Here is a 14659-nt window from a genome sequence, read left to right as displayed (position 1 = left end):
CCAACCTCAAACCGCCGCACCAAACAGCGCCCCTACTCCAGCCGTGATCGCCATCGCCAGCGCGCCCCAGAAGCTCACGCGCCAAGCTGCGATGCCGAGATGCGCGCCGCCGGCGCGGGCGGCGATGGCTCCGAGGGCAGCGAGGAAGACGAGGGACGTGATGGCGACGGTGGCGATCAGTGCGCTATCGGGCGTAAGCGCAGTCACCACCAGCGGCAGTGCCGCGCCGACCGCGAAGCTGGCGGCCGAAGCCAATGCGGCTTGCAGCGGGCGGGCGGCGAGCGCCTCCGAGATGCCCAGCTCGTCGCGCGCGTGAGCACCGAGCGCGTCGTGCTGCATCAATTGAGTGGCCACCTGTTCAGCCAGCGCGGGCGCAAGGCCGCGCTTGATGTAGATGGCACTGAGCTCACGCTGCTCGGCCAACGGATCGTGCTTGAGCTCTTCGCGCTCCCGCGCCAGGTCGGCCGCTTCGGTATCGGCCTGCGAATGCACCGAAACGTATTCGCCCGCCGCCATCGACATCGCCCCGGCCACCAGGCCAGCGACGCCGGTGATCAGGATGTCGCTGTGGCTGGCGCTGGCGGCAGCCACGCCGATCATCAGGCTGGCGGTGGAGACGATGCCGTCATTGGCGCCCAATACGGCGGCGCGCAGCCAGCCGATACGCTCAGTGCGGTGTTGCTCATGATGCCGACGTGCCATGGATTCGCTGCTCCGAAGTTGGCGGCATGCTCACTGCGTAATCTTGCCGCAATGCCGCATCTGAGCACCTCAGGGCACAAGAATCAAGTCATCGATCACGGCGCGCACGCCCGGCGTGTGCACAGCGGCCTGCTTGGCGAGCACACGTTCCTGCCAGTTCTGGATGCTGCCGCTGAGCGTAACGTCCGCCCCTTCGACACTGACCGAAATGTTGTGCTGGGTGTCATCGCTGCGGCGATTGAGGGCGGCCTCGATCTCGCTCTTGATCTGCGTCGATGACAGCGATTCCTTGACCGTGATCTGGTCCGTCACGCCGGCCACACCGCGCAAGCGGGCCACGGCGTTGAGCGCGTCGTGGCGCTGGTATTCCTGACTCACTTCGCCGCTGAGCGTGATCCAGCCGCCTTCGACCCGCACCTTCACATGCTCCGGTGGCAAGGACACCAGCCATTTGATGACGTGATGCGCGGCGTGGGCCAGATCGCGATCCGTCACTGCGGTGGCGCCCGAGATCTCGACATCCACTTCCACCGCCAGCGCCTTGACGCCGGCGACAGCCTGCACCGCCTGCTCGGCAATACATTTTTGCGCATAGCTATTGACGTGCCCGGACAGGGTGACGATGCCATCGACCACGTCGACCTGCAGGCTCTCGGCCTCGATGGACGGCAGCCAGGTGAGTTCGGCGATGACATCTTTCTGAATCTGTGCGTCGGTTTTCATGCTGCGTGCTCCTTGTTCAAGAGCATCGAATCTGGCGCGCCGGGCGCAGCCTGTCGGTACGCCGGCGCACATAGCCGGCCGCGCCCGCTATGTGGGGCAGCGCGCAGACGTGGCCAAATGATGCGGCCAATCTCGGTGCCAGACGCGCTGAACCCGCCAGGCTTCAGTGCAACCCTGACACACCGGATCGAGGACAACATGGCCTATCAAAGCATCAACCCGTACGACGGCAAGCTCCTGCAACGCTTCGAGGACACCAGCGAAGCACAACTCGAAATGAGCCTGCAGCAAGCCAGTGACTGTTTCGCCCATTGGCGCCACAGCAGCTTTGCCGAGCGCGCCGCCATCCTGCACAAGGCCGCAGCGCTGTTGCGCAGCCAGGTCGATGCCTTTGCGCGGCCGGTCACGCTGGAGATGGGCAAGCTGATCGCCGAAGCGCGTGGCGAAGTGCTGCTGAGCGCTGACATCATCGATTACTACGCCGATCACGGCGAAGCTTTTCTTGCCCCGCAGCAGCTGCAGCCGGCTGTGGGCGAAGCGCAGATCGTCAATTCGCCGATTGGCGTGCTGTTCGGCGTGCAGCCCTGGAACTTCCCCTACTACCAGCTGGCGCGCTTTGCCGCGCCGAATCTGATGGCCGGCAATGTGGTGATGGTCAAGCACGCCGCCTGCGTACCGCAGTGCGCGGAGGCCTTCGAAAAGCTCTGGCGCGATGCCGGCGCGCCGCAGGGCGCCTACAGCAATCTGCGCATCTCGCATGCGCAGGCCGATCGGGTCATCGACGATCCGCGCATCAAGGGTGTGGCGCTGACCGGCAGCTTCGAAGCGGGCCAGAGCGTCGCTGCGCGCGCCGGGCAGAACCTCAAGAAGTCGAGCATGGAACTGGGCGGCAGCGATGCCTTCATCGTGCTCGACGATGCCGATCTGGACAAAACCGTCGAATGGGCCTTGTGGGCCAAGATGAACAACACCGGCCAGTGCTGCGTGGCGGGCAAGCGCTTCATCGTCAGCGACAAGATCGCCAAGCGCTTTCTCGACAAGTTCCAGAGCGGCATGGCCAAGCTGGTGGCGGGCGATCCGATGAATCCGGCCACCACGCTCGGCCCGCTGTCGAGCGAAGAGGCCTTGCTCAAGCTGCTCGACCAGGTCGCCAGCGCGATTGCGCACGGCGCTACGGTCGTAATGGGCGGCAAGCTGATCGAAGGACCCGGCGCCTTCATGCAGCCGACCATCCTCACCGACATCAAGCCGGACAACCCGGCTTACCGCGAAGAATTCTTCGGCCCGGTCGCCCTGTTCTTCCGCGTCAGCAGCGACGAAGAAGCCATCGCGCTGGCCAATGATTCCGATTTCGGCCTCGGCGGCTCGGTATTCACGAGCGACATCGCACGCGGGCAGCGCATCGCGGCGCAGATCGACAGCGGCATGGTGTTCATCAACCACCCGACCTGGACTGCGCCGGACCTGCCCTTCGGCGGTATCAAGAATTCCGGCTACGGGCGCGAGCTCTCCAGTCTGGGCATCCACGAATTCGTGAACAAGAAGCTGATCCGCACCGTCCCCATCGATTCGCCCGCCTGAGCGCACCCGCTCTTCGACTGAAAGGAAGCATGATGAGCATCACCGGAAAAATTGCACTGGTCACGGGTGCCGCACAAGGCATCGGTCGCGGCATTGCCCTGCGCCTGGCACGCGATGGCGCCGATCTGGCCCTGGTCGACATCAATGCGGCCAAGCTGGCGGCCGTGGCCCTGGAAATCCAGGCACTGGGCCGCAAGGCGACCACCTATGTCGCCGACGTCAGCCAGCGCGAGGCGGTATTCGCCGCCGTCGAGCACGCTGCAAGCACGCTGGGCGGCTTCGACATCATGGTCAACAACGCCGGCATCGCCCAGGTGCGCGCCCTGAGCGAGGTTCGCCAAGAAGAGGTCGAACACATCTTCAAGATCAATGTGCAGGGTGTGCTGTGGGGCATCCAGGCGGCAGCGAAGAAATTCAAATCACTCGATCACACCGGCAGCAACAAGGGCAAGATCATCAATGCCTCGTCGATTGCCGGCCATGATGGTTTCGCACTGCTGGGCATCTATTCGGCGACCAAGTTCGCCGTGCGCGGCCTGACCCAGGCTGCGGCGCGCGAACTGGCGGCCGACGGCATCACCGTCAATGCCTACTGCCCCGGCGTAGTCGGCACCGAGATGTGGACCGAGATCGACGCCGCCATGGCCGCCATCAGCGGCGCCGCGCTGGGCGCCAGCTACGACAAGTTCGTCAAGGGCATCGCCCTGGGCCGTGCCGAAACCCCGGAAGACGTGGCGGCCATGGTGTCCTTCCTCGCCGGCCCCGACTCCGACTACATGACCGGCCAAGCCCCCTTGATCGATGGCGGCATGGTCTACCGCTGAACGCGCGCAACACCCAAGCCGAAGCCCGCACAGAGCGCATGCCACTGCGAAGCTGGCGATCACCATCCGTTAAGCGGCCATGGAGGCAGAGCCGTCAGAATTAACATTCGCCAGCAAGTCAGTCATGTTTTTCAATCGAATCCGGACCCGCGTGCAACCAATCGTCTGCTGCGCGGTCTGGAAATCCATACGCTGACAGTGAGCAAGAAGAAGCGCAGACACGTCTCAGGCGCCTTGCTCACGCCAGCTGTTGCGCTGGCGCCTGCAAGACTGAAGACCATTTTCGTAATTGAATTTAATCCCGCTTGAAATACACGATGCCCCAGGTGGTGCCGGCGAATGTCGCCATCGCTTTTGCCCTCTAGGCGGTGTCTGGACGCGCTGGAATCCCCTTGCACGCAGGGTTCGCGATCAGCGCCTCGATTCGCGCCTGAAAAGTCCGTCTAAGCACTTCACCTCCTGTTAGCCACTGCACTCATGTGCGTTGGCGTGACCATCATCCCTCCGTAGCGACTTCAAGCAAGGTCGCAGCATCGGAATACGGATTTTTACAAGGGAGAAAACATGATTGAACTTGCCCAGCTATTCAGGGATATGGCTTGGCCCATAGCGATTCTGATCGCCTGGTTCGCGGGGGAGTATGCCTACCAGTGGATAAAGCTGCCGCGCATCAGTACGTACGCAGTGGTTGGTTTTGTTCTGGCACCCACACAAATTGGGCTGTTACCACAAACACAAGCGCCGATGCTGTTGCTCGCAAATATTGCGTTTGGCCTTATGCTTTTTGAGTGCGGCTACCGCATCAACTTGCGCTGGCTCCGCGCCAATCCGTGGCTCGCAGCGAGCAGTCTGACCGAGTCTGCGCTGACCTTCGTGGCGGTCTACATCATTGCATCTTGGTTCGGGCTGTCTCTTGCAAATGCGCTGCTTCTGGCAACGCTATCGATGGCGACTTCGCCAGCCACGATCCTGCGCATCATCAACGAACAACGTAGCGCCGGACAAGTCACGGAGCGTGTACTGCATCTAGCGGCCTTGAACTGTGTGTTATCGGTGCTGGCCTTCAAAATCGTTGTGGGCTTCGTGGTGCTCCAGACTTCCGGAAGTCTCTGGCAAGCGACATATAGCAGCTTGATTGTCCTTGTGATGTCCTTACTCCTAGGCGCCATCGCGGGGGCGCTTATTCCGGCCTTGCTTCGTTTGACCAAGCGTACCGGCCAGGACTGCACGCTCGCGTTCACGATTGCCGTCATTGGTATTGTCGCCTTGGCACACAGTCTGAAACTCTCTCCGATTCTGACAGCGCTGATGTTTGGACTGTCTGCACGTCACCACCGAATCGTTTTAGCGACTTCACAACGTGGTTTCGGTGCGCTTGGCGATCTCTTGTCGATCCTTCTTTTCGTGTTCATAGCCTCATCACTGGAATGGCGACACGTGACAGCAGGCGTCGGGCTTGGATTCGCCATCATCATGGCGCGTCAGATCGCCAAGATCGGAGGTATTACGCTCTTCGCCCACCTCAGTGGCATTTCCTTGCGCAAAGGCGTGCTCATCGGCGTAGCGAGCACGCCGCTTTCTGCATTTGTGATCTTGGTGCTGGAACAAACACGCTATCTCGGCATCAGCCTGGTTGATCAGCTGAGCTCGCTGGCCGCAGCAGCGTTGAGCATAGAAATATTCGGCCCCATCCTGGTACAGCGGGCACTCGTCTGGGCAAATGAAGTGCCTGACCGCAAGGAGTTCTGAGATGCCGCTTGAAGCCTTCAAAACCTCAAAGTCATTGAGCCTCGGTGTGGAGCTCGAATTACAACTGATCGGCCTGAGCGATTTTGATTTGGTCGCCGCAAGCCCGGACATGTTTGAGCTGTTGAAACGCCAGACATTCCCCGGCACCGTGACCCCTGAAGTCACTGAAAGCATGATCGAGATTGCGAGCGATGTTCACACAGAATACCTGCCGCTTCTGGCGCAACTCGGGAAAATGCGTGATGCGCTGGTTCGCGCAGGAGAGCTGCTCAATATCGGGATCAGCGGGGGCGGGACTCATCCTTTTCAAGTGTGGTCAGAGCGCCGAATTTTCAAAAAGCCGAGATTCAAGGAGGTATCCATGCTTTATGGGTACCTGAGCAAACAATTCACCATTTTCGGCCAGCACATCCATGTCGGATGCGCCGATGCAGACGAGGCGCTGTTTCTGCTCCATGCGCTCAACCGCTACGTCCCTCATTTCATCGCTTTGTCAGCCTCATCGCCGTTTGTTCAAGGCCATGACACATTATTCAATTCTGCGCGACTGAACTCCGTATTTGCATTTCCGCTCAGTGGTCGCGCTCCATTCATGCTTCGCTGGAACGATTTTGAGCATAAATACTTCGCCAAAATGGAACACACTGGGGTCGTCAAAAGCATGAAGGACTTCTATTGGGATATTCGACCGAAGCCCGAATATGGAACCATCGAACTACGTGTCTGCGATACACCCCTGTCGGTTGAACGTGCAGCAGCCTTGGCGTGCTACCTCCAAGCGCTGAGCAAATATCTATTGGAACGCAATGAAGCCGATCCAGTAGAAGACGATTACCTTGTCTATAACTACAACCGCTTTCAGGCATGTCGTTTCGGCCTTGATGGCACGGTCGTACACCCAAAGTCGTATGAACAAATTTCATTACGCGAGGATATTCTGAGCACGCTACGGCGAATCCAGCCTCATGCCGAGGCCCTTGCCTGCAGCGCAGCCCTTGAACACATCTACCGCACTGCGCACGAAGGCAGTGACGCGAGCTATTTGCGGCGCGAATATGTGCAGCGCGGCAGCGTTGAAGGCATGGTGGACTCGGCATTGCAACGGTTCAGGCAATAAACAGTCGCGCGGCCCCGCGCGCTTAGTTTTCGCGAGAGTCGTCACCTTGCTGCCGGCGATCAAGGCGATTCATGTAGCAGGCGTAGAGACAGAGGATCAGCAAGAAGATCAGCAGACTGCCCTGTGCCGCGAAATAAAAGCCGAGCGGGAAGCCGAGGAACACGTAGGCATTGAGCGGCCCGGCATAGACACAGCTGAACACACAGACCAGGAACCACAACAGGAGCAAGAGCGCCGTTACCGCGCGCGTCTTGCGCCAGTAGGGCTTGCTCACCTGGCGGCCCGCAAGCGGCCGGTGTGACGCAGCCAGGCAGCGAACAGCGTAGTCCATTCGCGCACCGGCCCGTCAGCCAGCCGAATGCCGAAACCGTGGCCGCCATCGCGGAACACATGCAGCTCGGCGCGCACGCCCGCAGCACGCAGCGCAAGGTAGTAGCGGATGCTGTTTTCCGGCGGCACGGCGCGGTCGTCGTCAGGCAGCAGGATGAAGCTCTCCGGCGTATCGGCACGCACTTGCAGTTCGGCCGAGGCGCGTGCCGCAAAAGCCGTGTCATCGACATGGGCGCCGAGCAGCTTGCTGCGCGAACCGGCATGGGCGATGGCCGGATCCATCGAGATCACCGGATAGCCCAGGGCGACAAAATCAGGCCGCGCCGAATGCGCATCGATGGCATCGAGCGGGCGGTAGCTGGCTTCGTCAAAACGTGTCGCCAACGAAGCAATCACATGCCCGCCGGCCGAGAACCCCATTGCACCGATGCGTGTCTGATCGAGGCCCCAGGCCGCCGCCTGCTGACGCAACAGACGTAGTGCGCGTTGCGCGTCCTGCAGCGGCACTAAATGGCCATCGGCATGGCCTTCGCCGGGCAGGCGATAGATCAGCACCGCAACCGTCATGCCCAGGCCGGCCAGCCATTCGGCGACTTCGACGCCTTCCTTGTCCCACACCACGCGCTGGTAGCCACCGCCGGGCGCCAGCAGCAAGGCGCTGCCATCGGGCTGCGCCGGCTTGAAGACCACCATGCGCGGCCGCGTGATGGCGCTGATCGCACGATCATGAAAGGCCGTACAGTCGGTGCTGCGCTCGTCGACCTGCTCAACGAGGTCCAGACCTGCCGAACCGGGCGCGACGCCCGGCCACAGATCGATTTCGATACGTTCGATCATGCTCATCTCAGACGTGGTACGCGACGCTGGTCATCACCTTGGAAGCCATGCGCATGAGGCCCTTGACCGCTGTGGGCAGCTCGGCCGCGCCCAAGTCGCGCGCCAGGCGCGCATGCGCGATCTCGTCGGTCTTCATCTGTTCCAGGATGGCGCGCGAGCGCTGGTCTTCCAGCGGCACCTGCTGCAGATGGCCGGCCAGATGCGCTTCGACCTGTATCTCGGTCTCGGCAAGAAAGCCGAGATTCCACTTGTCGCCCGCCAGCCCCGCCGCGATGCCGATGCCCAGGGCGCCGGCGTACCACAGCGGATTGAGCAGGCTCTTGCGGTCGCCCAGCTCATTGAGGCGCTGCTCGGTCCACGCCAGATGCTCGGTTTCCTCGTGCGCCGCCTGCTGCAACGACTCGCGCAGCGCAGGCGTGCGGGTGCTGATCGCCTGCCCCTGGTAGAGCGCCTGGGCACAGATTTCACCGACATGATCGATGCGCATCAGCGCCGCCACTTCGCGCCGCTGTGTCTCGCTCAGTTCGCACTCGGGCAGCTTGTCACCGGGCACCGGGCGCGTCGATTGCGCGGGTGCAGCGAGGGTACGCAGGATCTTGTCGAATTCGATGATGGCGCGGTCAATCAAGCTTGCCACCCGTCAGCACGACTTCCTGCGCATAGCTTGCCGGCCGCGAGGCCAGGTCGCCATGGAACAGGATCTGCCCCAGTTCATTGAGTGCATTGCAATACACGCCACGCTTGAATTCGATCACCGTTTCCAGCGGCACCCAATATTGCGCCCAACGCCAGGCGTCGAACTCCGGATGCCCGCTGGCGCGCAGGCTGACATCGCAGTCCCGCGCACGCATGCGCAGCAGGAACCAGATCTGCTTTTGCCCGCGATAGGTGCTGCGCCATTCGCGCTTGATCCAATTTTTCGGCACGTCATAGCGCAACCAGTCACGCGTTCTGCCAAGCACCTGTACGTGCTCGGGCTGCAATCCGGTCTCTTCGAACAGTTCACGGAACATGGCTTGCTCGGGCGATTCGCCATGCTTGATGCCACCTTGCGGAAACTGCCAGGAATGTTCGCGGATGCGCTTGCCCCAGAAAACCTCGTTGCGTGCGTTAACGATGACGATGCCGACGTTGGGCCGATAGCCGTCCCGATCGAGCATGGTAACCACCTTGAAACATAAGTTGCTGCGGATTGTTCCACAGATCGAATGGCAAGGAAACTCGGGATTGCCGCCGCAATACCCCGCTGCCCGGCGGCACGGCGAAGTGCCTCGCTTGCGCTACAATCGCGAGCTACATCCAGCTCGAAAAGTAGCCATTTCCATGCGTGCCAGTCAGTTTTTCATCTCCACTCTCAAAGACGCCCCCGCCGATGCAGAAATCGTCAGCCACAAGCTGATGATGCGCGCCGGCATGATCAAGAAACTCTCCGCCGGCATCTACAACTACATGCCGATGGGTTTGCGTGTGATCCGCAAGATCGAGAACATCATCCGCGAGGAGATGAACCGCGCCGGCGCCATCGAACTGTCGATGCCTGTCGTGCAGCCAGCCGAGCTGTGGCAGGAAACCGGCCGCTTCGACAAGATGGGCGAAGAGATGCTGCGCATCAAGGACCGCCACGGCCGTGACTTCGTGCTGCAGCCCACGTCCGAAGAAGTGATCACCGACATCGTGCGCCAGGAGCTGCGCAGCTATCGCCAGCTGCCCAAGAACCTGTACCAGATCCAGACCAAGTTCCGCGACGAGCGCCGGCCGCGTTTCGGCATCATGCGCGGGCGCGAATTCACGATGAAGGACGCCTACTCCTTCCACGCCAGCTTCGAGGATCTGCAGCGCGAATACCAGAACATGTACCAGACCTACTCGCGCATCTTCACGCGCCTCGGTCTGGAGTTCCGCGCCGTGTCGGCCGACACCGGCGCCATCGGCGGCACCGGCTCGCACGAATTCCACGTCATCGCTGAAACCGGCGAAGACGCCCTCGCCTACAACCCGGATTCGGAATACGCCGCCAATGTCGAGCTCGCCGAAGCGCTGGCACCGAGCATCAGCCGTCCGGCCCCTACGGCCGAGCTGACCAAGGTGCACACGCCGGGCGCCAAGACCATCGAGCAGCTGGCAGATTTCTTCAAGATCTCGCCTGCGCAGACGCTCAAGTCGGTGATCGTCGATGGTGAAGACGGTGTGCCGGTGCTGCTGCTGCTGCGCGGCGATCACGAGCTCAACGAGGTCAAGGCCAGCAAGCTTGCCGGCGTGTTCTCGCCGCTGCGCTTTGCTACGCCAGCGACGATTCGCGATGCCTTCGGTGCCGAGCCGGGCTCCCTGGGCCCCATCGGCTTCAAGGGCAAGGTGTATGTCGACCGCAGCGCAGCGGTGATGGCGGACTTCGTCATCGGTGCCAATGAAAGCGACTACCACTACACCGGCGCCAACTTCGGCCGCGACTTCGCCGAGCCTGAAGTCGCCGACATCCGCAACGTCGTCGCCGGCGACCCGGCGCCGGACGGCAAGGGCACGCTGGCGATCTGCCGCGGCATCGAAGTCGGTCACATCTTCCAGCTGCGCACGCGCTACTCGGCCGCGATGGGTGCCAAGTTCATCGGCGAGGACGGCAAGGAACAGGTCATGGAAATGGGCTGTTACGGCGTCGGCGTCACGCGCATCATGGGCGCCGCAATCGAACAGAACTTCGACGACAAGGGCATCATCTGGCCGACCGCCATTGCGCCCTTTGCGCTGGTGATCTGCCCGATGGGCTGGAGCCGTTCGGAAGAAGTACGCAACACCGCGCAGAAGCTCTACACCGAGCTGCAAGCGGCGGGCATCGACGTGATCCTCGATGATCGTGACGAGCGCCCCGGCGTGATGTTCGCCGACTGGGAGCTGATCGGCGTGCCGCATCGCGTGGTGATCGGCGACCGTGGCCTCAAGGAAGGCGTGCTGGAGTATCAGGGCCGCCGCGACACAGCCGCCACCAAGCTGCCGCTGGCCGAGATCGCCGACTACCTGCGTCGCGTGGTGCAGTAAATGCGCCTGTTGCGTCCGGCCTTGCTGTGCCTTGCGCTGTGCGCAAGCGGCGCGGCATTGGCCGGCGCGCAGGTCGAGGAGCAGCTGTCGAACAGCGTGCAGGCTTCGCTGCACAAATCGATCAGCGATCTGGCCTCCCCCGAACCACTGTTTCCCTCCGAAGCCGAAAAGCAGCGCTGGCTGGGCGAGATGTCAGCCCGCCTGACGCGCCGCCTGCCCGATCCGCGCGACCGCATCGAGATTCTCAAGACGGTCTATTACGAAGCGCAGCGCGCCGGTCTGGACCCGCAGCTGGTGCTCGGCGTAATCGAAGTGGAAAGCGGCTTTCGCAAGTACGCCGTGTCGTCGGCTGGCGCGCGCGGCTTCATGCAGGTGATGCCGTTCTGGGTCAAACAGATCGGCACCGCCGAGCAGAACCTGTTCCATCTGCGTACCAATCTGCGCTACGGCTGCACCATCCTGCGCTACTACCTCGATATCGAAAAAGGCAACCTGTTCCGCGCCCTCGGCCGCTACAACGGCAGCCTGGGCAAGCCCGAGTACCCGAACATGGTGCGCGCGGCCTGGGAGCGCAAATGGTCCTATAACCCGGCGCCGCAGCTGGCGGTCAGTAACTAGGCGCGGCGCGCATGTAGTTTTCGAAGCGCGTGTATTCGCCGACAAAGGTCATCGGCACCATACCGGTCGGACCATTCCGGTGCTTGGCGATGATCAGCTCGGCCATGCCCTTGTCCTGCGTATCCGGGTTGTAGATTTCGTCACGGTAGATGAACATGATGATGTCCGCATCCTGTTCAAGTGCGCCGGATTCACGCAAGTCCGAGGCCATCGGACGCTTGTCGGCGCGTTGCTCAAGGCTGCGGTTGAGCTGCGAGAGCGCCATGATCGGCACCTTCAATTCCTTGGCCAGACCTTTGACCGAACGTGAGATTTCCGACAGCTCGGCGGCGCGGTTGTCGCTCTCCTTGAGCGTAGTCATCAGCTGCAGGTAGTCGATCACGATCAGCCCCAGCTTGCCGCCGCACTGGCGGTGCAGGCGCCGCGCACGGGCGCGCAGATCGACCGGGTTGAGGCCCGGTGTTTCGTCGATGTAGATCGGCGCTTCATGCAGACGACCCAGGGCATAGGTCAGCTTCTGCCATTCATCGTCATTGAGCTTGCCGGTACGCAAGCGGTGCTGATCGAGGCGACCGACCGAGGAGATGAAACGCATCGCCAATTGCGAGGCCGGCATTTCCATCGAGAAGATCGCCACCGGCAAGCCGGCATCGAGCGCCACGCTCTCGGCGATATTCAGTGCGAACGAAGTCTTGCCCATGCCGGGACGGCCGGCAACGATGATCATGTCGGTCGGCTGCAGGCCGGATGTCTTGTCGTCCAGATCGACGAGGCCGGTCGGCACACCGGTCACCGCAGCCTGATCGTCACGCGAATACAGCTCCTGGATGCGCTCGACGACCTGGCCCAGCACCGGCTGGATCGGGATGAAACCCTGGTTCTGCTTGCTGCCCTCATCGCGGATGGCGAGGATTTTCGATTCCGCTTCATCGAGGATGATGCTGGCGTTGCGGCCCGAAGGCGTCAGCGCGCTGCCGGCGATCTCGTCACCCACCGCCACCAGCTTGCGCAGGATGGCGCGCTCACGCACGATTTCGGCGTAGCGCCGCACATTCGAGGCCGACGGCGTGTTGTTGGCGATTTCACCCAGATAGGCAAGGCCGCCAACATGCTGCGACTCATTGTTCTTGTCCAGCGACTCAAACACCGTGACGATGTCCGCCGGCTTGCCCTGCTCGATGAGCATGGCGATCTGGCGGAAGATGCGGCGATGCTCGTCGCGGTAGAAATCGACCTCGGAAACCAGATCCCCGACACGATCCCAGGCGCTGTTGTCGAGCAGCAGACCGCCGATCAAGGACTGCTCCGCTTCAATCGAATGCGGCGGCAATTTGAGTGCGGCCAGTTGCGGATCCTGACTGACGGGCTGACGGGCTTGGGCCATATGGTGTTGCTCCTGTGAAGCCCGTAATTCTAGCCTGTCGGGCTGATCTTAGATGCCCTTGTGGACAAGACTCCGGTGCTTGTCCGTGACCGCAGGCGCCTTTACCATGCTTGGACGCCAAACAGGGGGACGCTCATGAGCCATCGGATTCCGCACCGAGGATTGCGTTGCAGTCGGCTGCGTCCTCTGGCCCTCTGTCCGGCGCTTCAGTGCACAAGCCTGCGGGCCCAGAGTGATGACATCGATCTGCCCCTGGCCAATCCTGGCCAAGCATCCACACCGCGGAGTGAAGCCCGACGCATTCTGGCCCTGCCACTGCCGGAAATCCGCGCTCGGCAAATCGACCTCCTGCGCCAGCTGGTCGAGATGAAGCCTGGGCGTGCGGGCGGCGATGAATGGATCTCCGCCTATGCCGAATTCGAATTCACCTGTGGCTACTCGTGCAAAGCCCTCAATGCCCGCTCCGCGCACGCCAAGGCACGCAGCATCACGCGACCGGCCAGCACAAGCTTGCAAAGCGCTTCTGCCCGCAGCATACCGCGCCTAATCGCTGCCAAGCCCGACCCGACAGCGCCGGGCTTTCGCTATGCCGACAGGCCCGCCCTGCCCGATACGCGCACCGAACGACAGGCGGTGGCGCGCGCATTAGGCGCTGATCCCAGGCGCGACCTCGTGCTGGGCGCCGCCACAATACAACGTGCAGGACTCGGCGCGCATCGGGATGAAAATCGCGTCATCGCCTTCGCCAGCCATGGTCTGATCGATGTACTGAGGCGGCGACGGAATACGCAATGGGTGCTGTCGGCCGGTAATACGGCTGCAGGTGGAAACGGCGGCGCAGCGATGTCCGGCCTGGTTCGGGGTTCTTTTTCGCTGGGGCACGGTCTGTGCTAGCCACACACCGTGCGCTTGAGTCCGAAACCGCTGCGGCACTCAGCGTAGCGACTTTCGAATTGCGCGCACTCAGCCGTGCTGGGTCACTCAGGCAAGCCCAGCTAGCCATGATCAAAGATCGGCTGAGCAATGGCCCCTGGCGGCATCCGTTTTATTGGGCGCCGTATGCATTCTTTGGCTAGCCGCAACGATGAGACATTCAAAACCAAAACCATGATCAGGGAGCAACAATGAAAACCACCCGCGTTTTTGTGTGCATGACGCTAGCCATTGCCAGTGCCGCAATACAGGCGGCCAGCGTTGCCGAGGTTGTCGCTGTGCGAGGCGAAACCCATCTTGGCGCCGGCGGCCCACCCCTTAGCCTGGGACAAAAACTGGATGCAGGTCACCAGATCCACACAGGCGCTGATGGACGGGTACGTGTGCGCTTTATCGACGGTTCCACGGTCGTGGTCGCGGATCGCTCCGAGCTGAAAATCGAACGCTTTGATGCGCCTGCCGACAAAGCCCGCGAAGCCAGCCTGGTACTGGAGAAAGGTCTCATGGGCCAGCAAGTCAGCCGGCAGGCGGCTGGCAAGTGGCAGGTGCGTACGCCCACTGCCGTCACGGCCGTACGCGGCACCGAATTCTTCGTCGAAGTCAGCACTGATCTGAGCACCGCGGTCAGTGTCCAGTCAGGCGAGGTCGAGGTTGAAGCGATCGAATCCGCAGCAGACGGCACCACGCGGAAGCTGCGTCCGCCCAGCAAGACTTCGCTGTCACGACCGCGTGAGGGTACCGACTGTTCGCTAGCGCGCGGCTGTACACCTGCCGCCCTGTGGTCGCCTACGCGCATTCAGGCAGCGCTTGAGCGCTTGAGCTTCTGATCGT

The 14659-nt window shown here is 61.9% G+C and carries 16 protein-coding genes; 9 read left to right on the top strand and 7 right to left on the bottom strand.

What is annotated here, in order from left to right:
* Nucleotides 1-6 precede the first annotated feature (6 nt).
* Together ABDB84_RS12520 and ABDB84_RS12515 are read right to left on the bottom strand one after the other, a co-directional pair.
* On the bottom strand, nucleotides 7-702 hold the full coding sequence (locus ABDB84_RS12520) for a VIT1/CCC1 transporter family protein (RefSeq protein WP_345920077.1): 696 nt from the start codon (nucleotides 700-702) through the stop codon (nucleotides 7-9).
* 69 nt (nucleotides 703-771) lie between these two features.
* On the bottom strand, nucleotides 772-1425 hold the full coding sequence (locus tag ABDB84_RS12515; protein WP_345920076.1) for a BON domain-containing protein: 654 nt from the start codon (nucleotides 1423-1425) through the stop codon (nucleotides 772-774).
* A 198-nt stretch (nucleotides 1426-1623) separates the two neighbouring features.
* Here ABDB84_RS12515 and ABDB84_RS12510 point away from each other — a divergent pair, with 198 nt between their 5' ends.
* The 4 genes from ABDB84_RS12510 (at nucleotide 1624) to ABDB84_RS12495 (ending at nucleotide 6696) form a co-directional block, all read left to right on the top strand.
* A complete protein-coding gene (locus ABDB84_RS12510) occupies nucleotides 1624-3006 on the top strand; it encodes an NAD-dependent succinate-semialdehyde dehydrogenase (protein ID WP_345920075.1) in 1383 nt (460 codons plus the stop codon).
* A 29-nt stretch (nucleotides 3007-3035) separates the two neighbouring features.
* Complete coding sequence (locus ABDB84_RS12505; RefSeq protein ID WP_345920074.1) at nucleotides 3036-3830, top strand: acetoin reductase; 795 nt, start codon at nucleotides 3036-3038, stop codon at nucleotides 3828-3830.
* Nucleotides 3831-4394: 564 nt separating this feature from the next.
* Nucleotides 4395-5579 carry a cation:proton antiporter gene (locus tag ABDB84_RS12500; RefSeq protein WP_345920073.1) on the top strand — a complete coding sequence of 395 codons (1185 nt, stop codon included), beginning with the start codon at nucleotides 4395-4397 and terminating at the stop codon, nucleotides 5577-5579.
* 1 nt (nucleotide 5580) lies between these two features.
* Complete coding sequence (locus tag ABDB84_RS12495) at nucleotides 5581-6696, top strand: YbdK family carboxylate-amine ligase (RefSeq protein ID WP_345920072.1); 1116 nt, start codon at nucleotides 5581-5583, stop codon at nucleotides 6694-6696.
* A 22-nt stretch (nucleotides 6697-6718) separates the two neighbouring features.
* Here the strand turns inward: ABDB84_RS12495 and ABDB84_RS12490 are convergent, their stop codons facing one another.
* From ABDB84_RS12490 to ABDB84_RS12475, 4 genes are read right to left on the bottom strand one after another with little or no spacing between them, the layout of a single operon-like run.
* Nucleotides 6719-6970 carry a DUF4212 domain-containing protein gene (locus tag ABDB84_RS12490; protein ID WP_345920071.1) on the bottom strand — a complete coding sequence of 84 codons (252 nt, stop codon included), beginning with the start codon at nucleotides 6968-6970 and terminating at the stop codon, nucleotides 6719-6721.
* Nucleotides 6967-7863: an alpha/beta hydrolase gene (locus tag ABDB84_RS12485; RefSeq protein WP_345920070.1), complete on the bottom strand. Its 897-nt coding sequence runs from the start codon at nucleotides 7861-7863 to the stop codon at nucleotides 6967-6969. Before ABDB84_RS12485 ends, ABDB84_RS12490 begins: the two co-directional genes overlap by 4 nt.
* A 7-nt stretch (nucleotides 7864-7870) precedes the next feature.
* Nucleotides 7871-8491, bottom strand: coding sequence for a 2-polyprenyl-3-methyl-6-methoxy-1,4-benzoquinone monooxygenase (gene coq7 / locus ABDB84_RS12480; RefSeq protein ID WP_345920069.1), 621 nt, complete (start codon nucleotides 8489-8491; stop codon nucleotides 7871-7873).
* Nucleotides 8484-9023, bottom strand: a complete 540-nt coding sequence (locus tag ABDB84_RS12475) for an RNA pyrophosphohydrolase (protein WP_345920068.1) — start codon at nucleotides 9021-9023, stop codon at nucleotides 8484-8486. Before ABDB84_RS12475 ends, coq7 begins: the two co-directional genes overlap by 8 nt.
* Nucleotides 9024-9186: 163 nt before the next feature.
* Here ABDB84_RS12475 and ABDB84_RS12470 point away from each other — a divergent pair, with 163 nt between their 5' ends.
* Complete coding sequence (locus tag ABDB84_RS12470; protein ID WP_345920067.1) at nucleotides 9187-10893, top strand: proline--tRNA ligase; 1707 nt, start codon at nucleotides 9187-9189, stop codon at nucleotides 10891-10893.
* Nucleotides 10894-11511 carry a transglycosylase SLT domain-containing protein gene (locus tag ABDB84_RS12465; protein ID WP_345920066.1) on the top strand — a complete coding sequence of 206 codons (618 nt, stop codon included), beginning with the start codon at nucleotides 10894-10896 and terminating at the stop codon, nucleotides 11509-11511.
* On the opposite strand, the gene dnaB is transcribed toward ABDB84_RS12465, so the two are convergent.
* The gene (gene dnaB, locus ABDB84_RS12460; protein ID WP_345920065.1) at nucleotides 11501-12895 is read right to left on the bottom strand and encodes a replicative DNA helicase; all 1395 of its coding nucleotides are present in this window, start codon (nucleotides 12893-12895) and stop codon (nucleotides 11501-11503) included. The two genes, ABDB84_RS12465 and dnaB, sit on opposite strands and share 11 nt — an antisense overlap.
* Nucleotides 12896-13030: 135 nt before the next feature.
* Between dnaB and ABDB84_RS12455 the strand changes: the two genes are divergently transcribed.
* From ABDB84_RS12455 to ABDB84_RS12450, 3 genes are read left to right on the top strand one after another with little or no spacing between them, the layout of a single operon-like run.
* Nucleotides 13031-13789 carry a hypothetical protein gene (locus ABDB84_RS12455; protein WP_345920064.1) on the top strand — a complete coding sequence of 253 codons (759 nt, stop codon included), beginning with the start codon at nucleotides 13031-13033 and terminating at the stop codon, nucleotides 13787-13789.
* Nucleotides 13783-13971, top strand: coding sequence for a CHAT domain-containing protein (locus tag ABDB84_RS20085; protein WP_428715091.1), 189 nt, complete (start codon nucleotides 13783-13785; stop codon nucleotides 13969-13971). The genes ABDB84_RS12455 and ABDB84_RS20085 overlap by 7 nt, the downstream gene beginning before the upstream one ends.
* A gap of 48 nt (nucleotides 13972-14019) precedes the next feature.
* The gene (locus tag ABDB84_RS12450; RefSeq protein ID WP_345920063.1) at nucleotides 14020-14655 is read left to right on the top strand and encodes a FecR family protein; all 636 of its coding nucleotides are present in this window, start codon (nucleotides 14020-14022) and stop codon (nucleotides 14653-14655) included.
* The last annotated feature ends 4 nt before the right edge of the window (nucleotides 14656-14659 follow it).

The organism is Uliginosibacterium sediminicola (genome assembly GCF_039631295.1).
GTDB classification, from domain to species: domain Bacteria; phylum Pseudomonadota; class Gammaproteobacteria; order Burkholderiales; family Rhodocyclaceae; genus Viridibacterium; species Viridibacterium sediminicola.
Note: the sequence above shows the minus strand (reverse complement) of the source record. Positions and strands in the feature narration are given on the sequence as shown.

Coding starts and splice junctions, on each gene's coding strand:
- ABDB84_RS12485 (WP_345920070.1), bottom strand. CDS start 7,863: ATGATCGAACGTATCGAAATCGATCTGTGGCCGGGCGTCGCGCCCGGT.
- ABDB84_RS12470 (WP_345920067.1), top strand. CDS start 9,187: ATGCGTGCCAGTCAGTTTTTCATCTCCACTCTCAAAGACGCCCCCGCC.
- ABDB84_RS12510 (WP_345920075.1), top strand. CDS start 1,624: ATGGCCTATCAAAGCATCAACCCGTACGACGGCAAGCTCCTGCAACGC.
- dnaB (WP_345920065.1), bottom strand. CDS start 12,895: ATGGCCCAAGCCCGTCAGCCCGTCAGTCAGGATCCGCAACTGGCCGCA.
- ABDB84_RS12450 (WP_345920063.1), top strand. CDS start 14,020: ATGAAAACCACCCGCGTTTTTGTGTGCATGACGCTAGCCATTGCCAGT.
- ABDB84_RS12475 (WP_345920068.1), bottom strand. CDS start 9,023: ATGCTCGATCGGGACGGCTATCGGCCCAACGTCGGCATCGTCATCGTT.
- ABDB84_RS12500 (WP_345920073.1), top strand. CDS start 4,395: ATGATTGAACTTGCCCAGCTATTCAGGGATATGGCTTGGCCCATAGCG.
- ABDB84_RS12515 (WP_345920076.1), bottom strand. CDS start 1,425: ATGAAAACCGACGCACAGATTCAGAAAGATGTCATCGCCGAACTCACC.
- ABDB84_RS12465 (WP_345920066.1), top strand. CDS start 10,894: ATGCGCCTGTTGCGTCCGGCCTTGCTGTGCCTTGCGCTGTGCGCAAGC.
- ABDB84_RS12505 (WP_345920074.1), top strand. CDS start 3,036: ATGATGAGCATCACCGGAAAAATTGCACTGGTCACGGGTGCCGCACAA.
- ABDB84_RS12455 (WP_345920064.1), top strand. CDS start 13,031: ATGAGCCATCGGATTCCGCACCGAGGATTGCGTTGCAGTCGGCTGCGT.
- ABDB84_RS12495 (WP_345920072.1), top strand. CDS start 5,581: ATGCCGCTTGAAGCCTTCAAAACCTCAAAGTCATTGAGCCTCGGTGTG.
- ABDB84_RS12520 (WP_345920077.1), bottom strand. CDS start 702: ATGGCACGTCGGCATCATGAGCAACACCGCACTGAGCGTATCGGCTGG.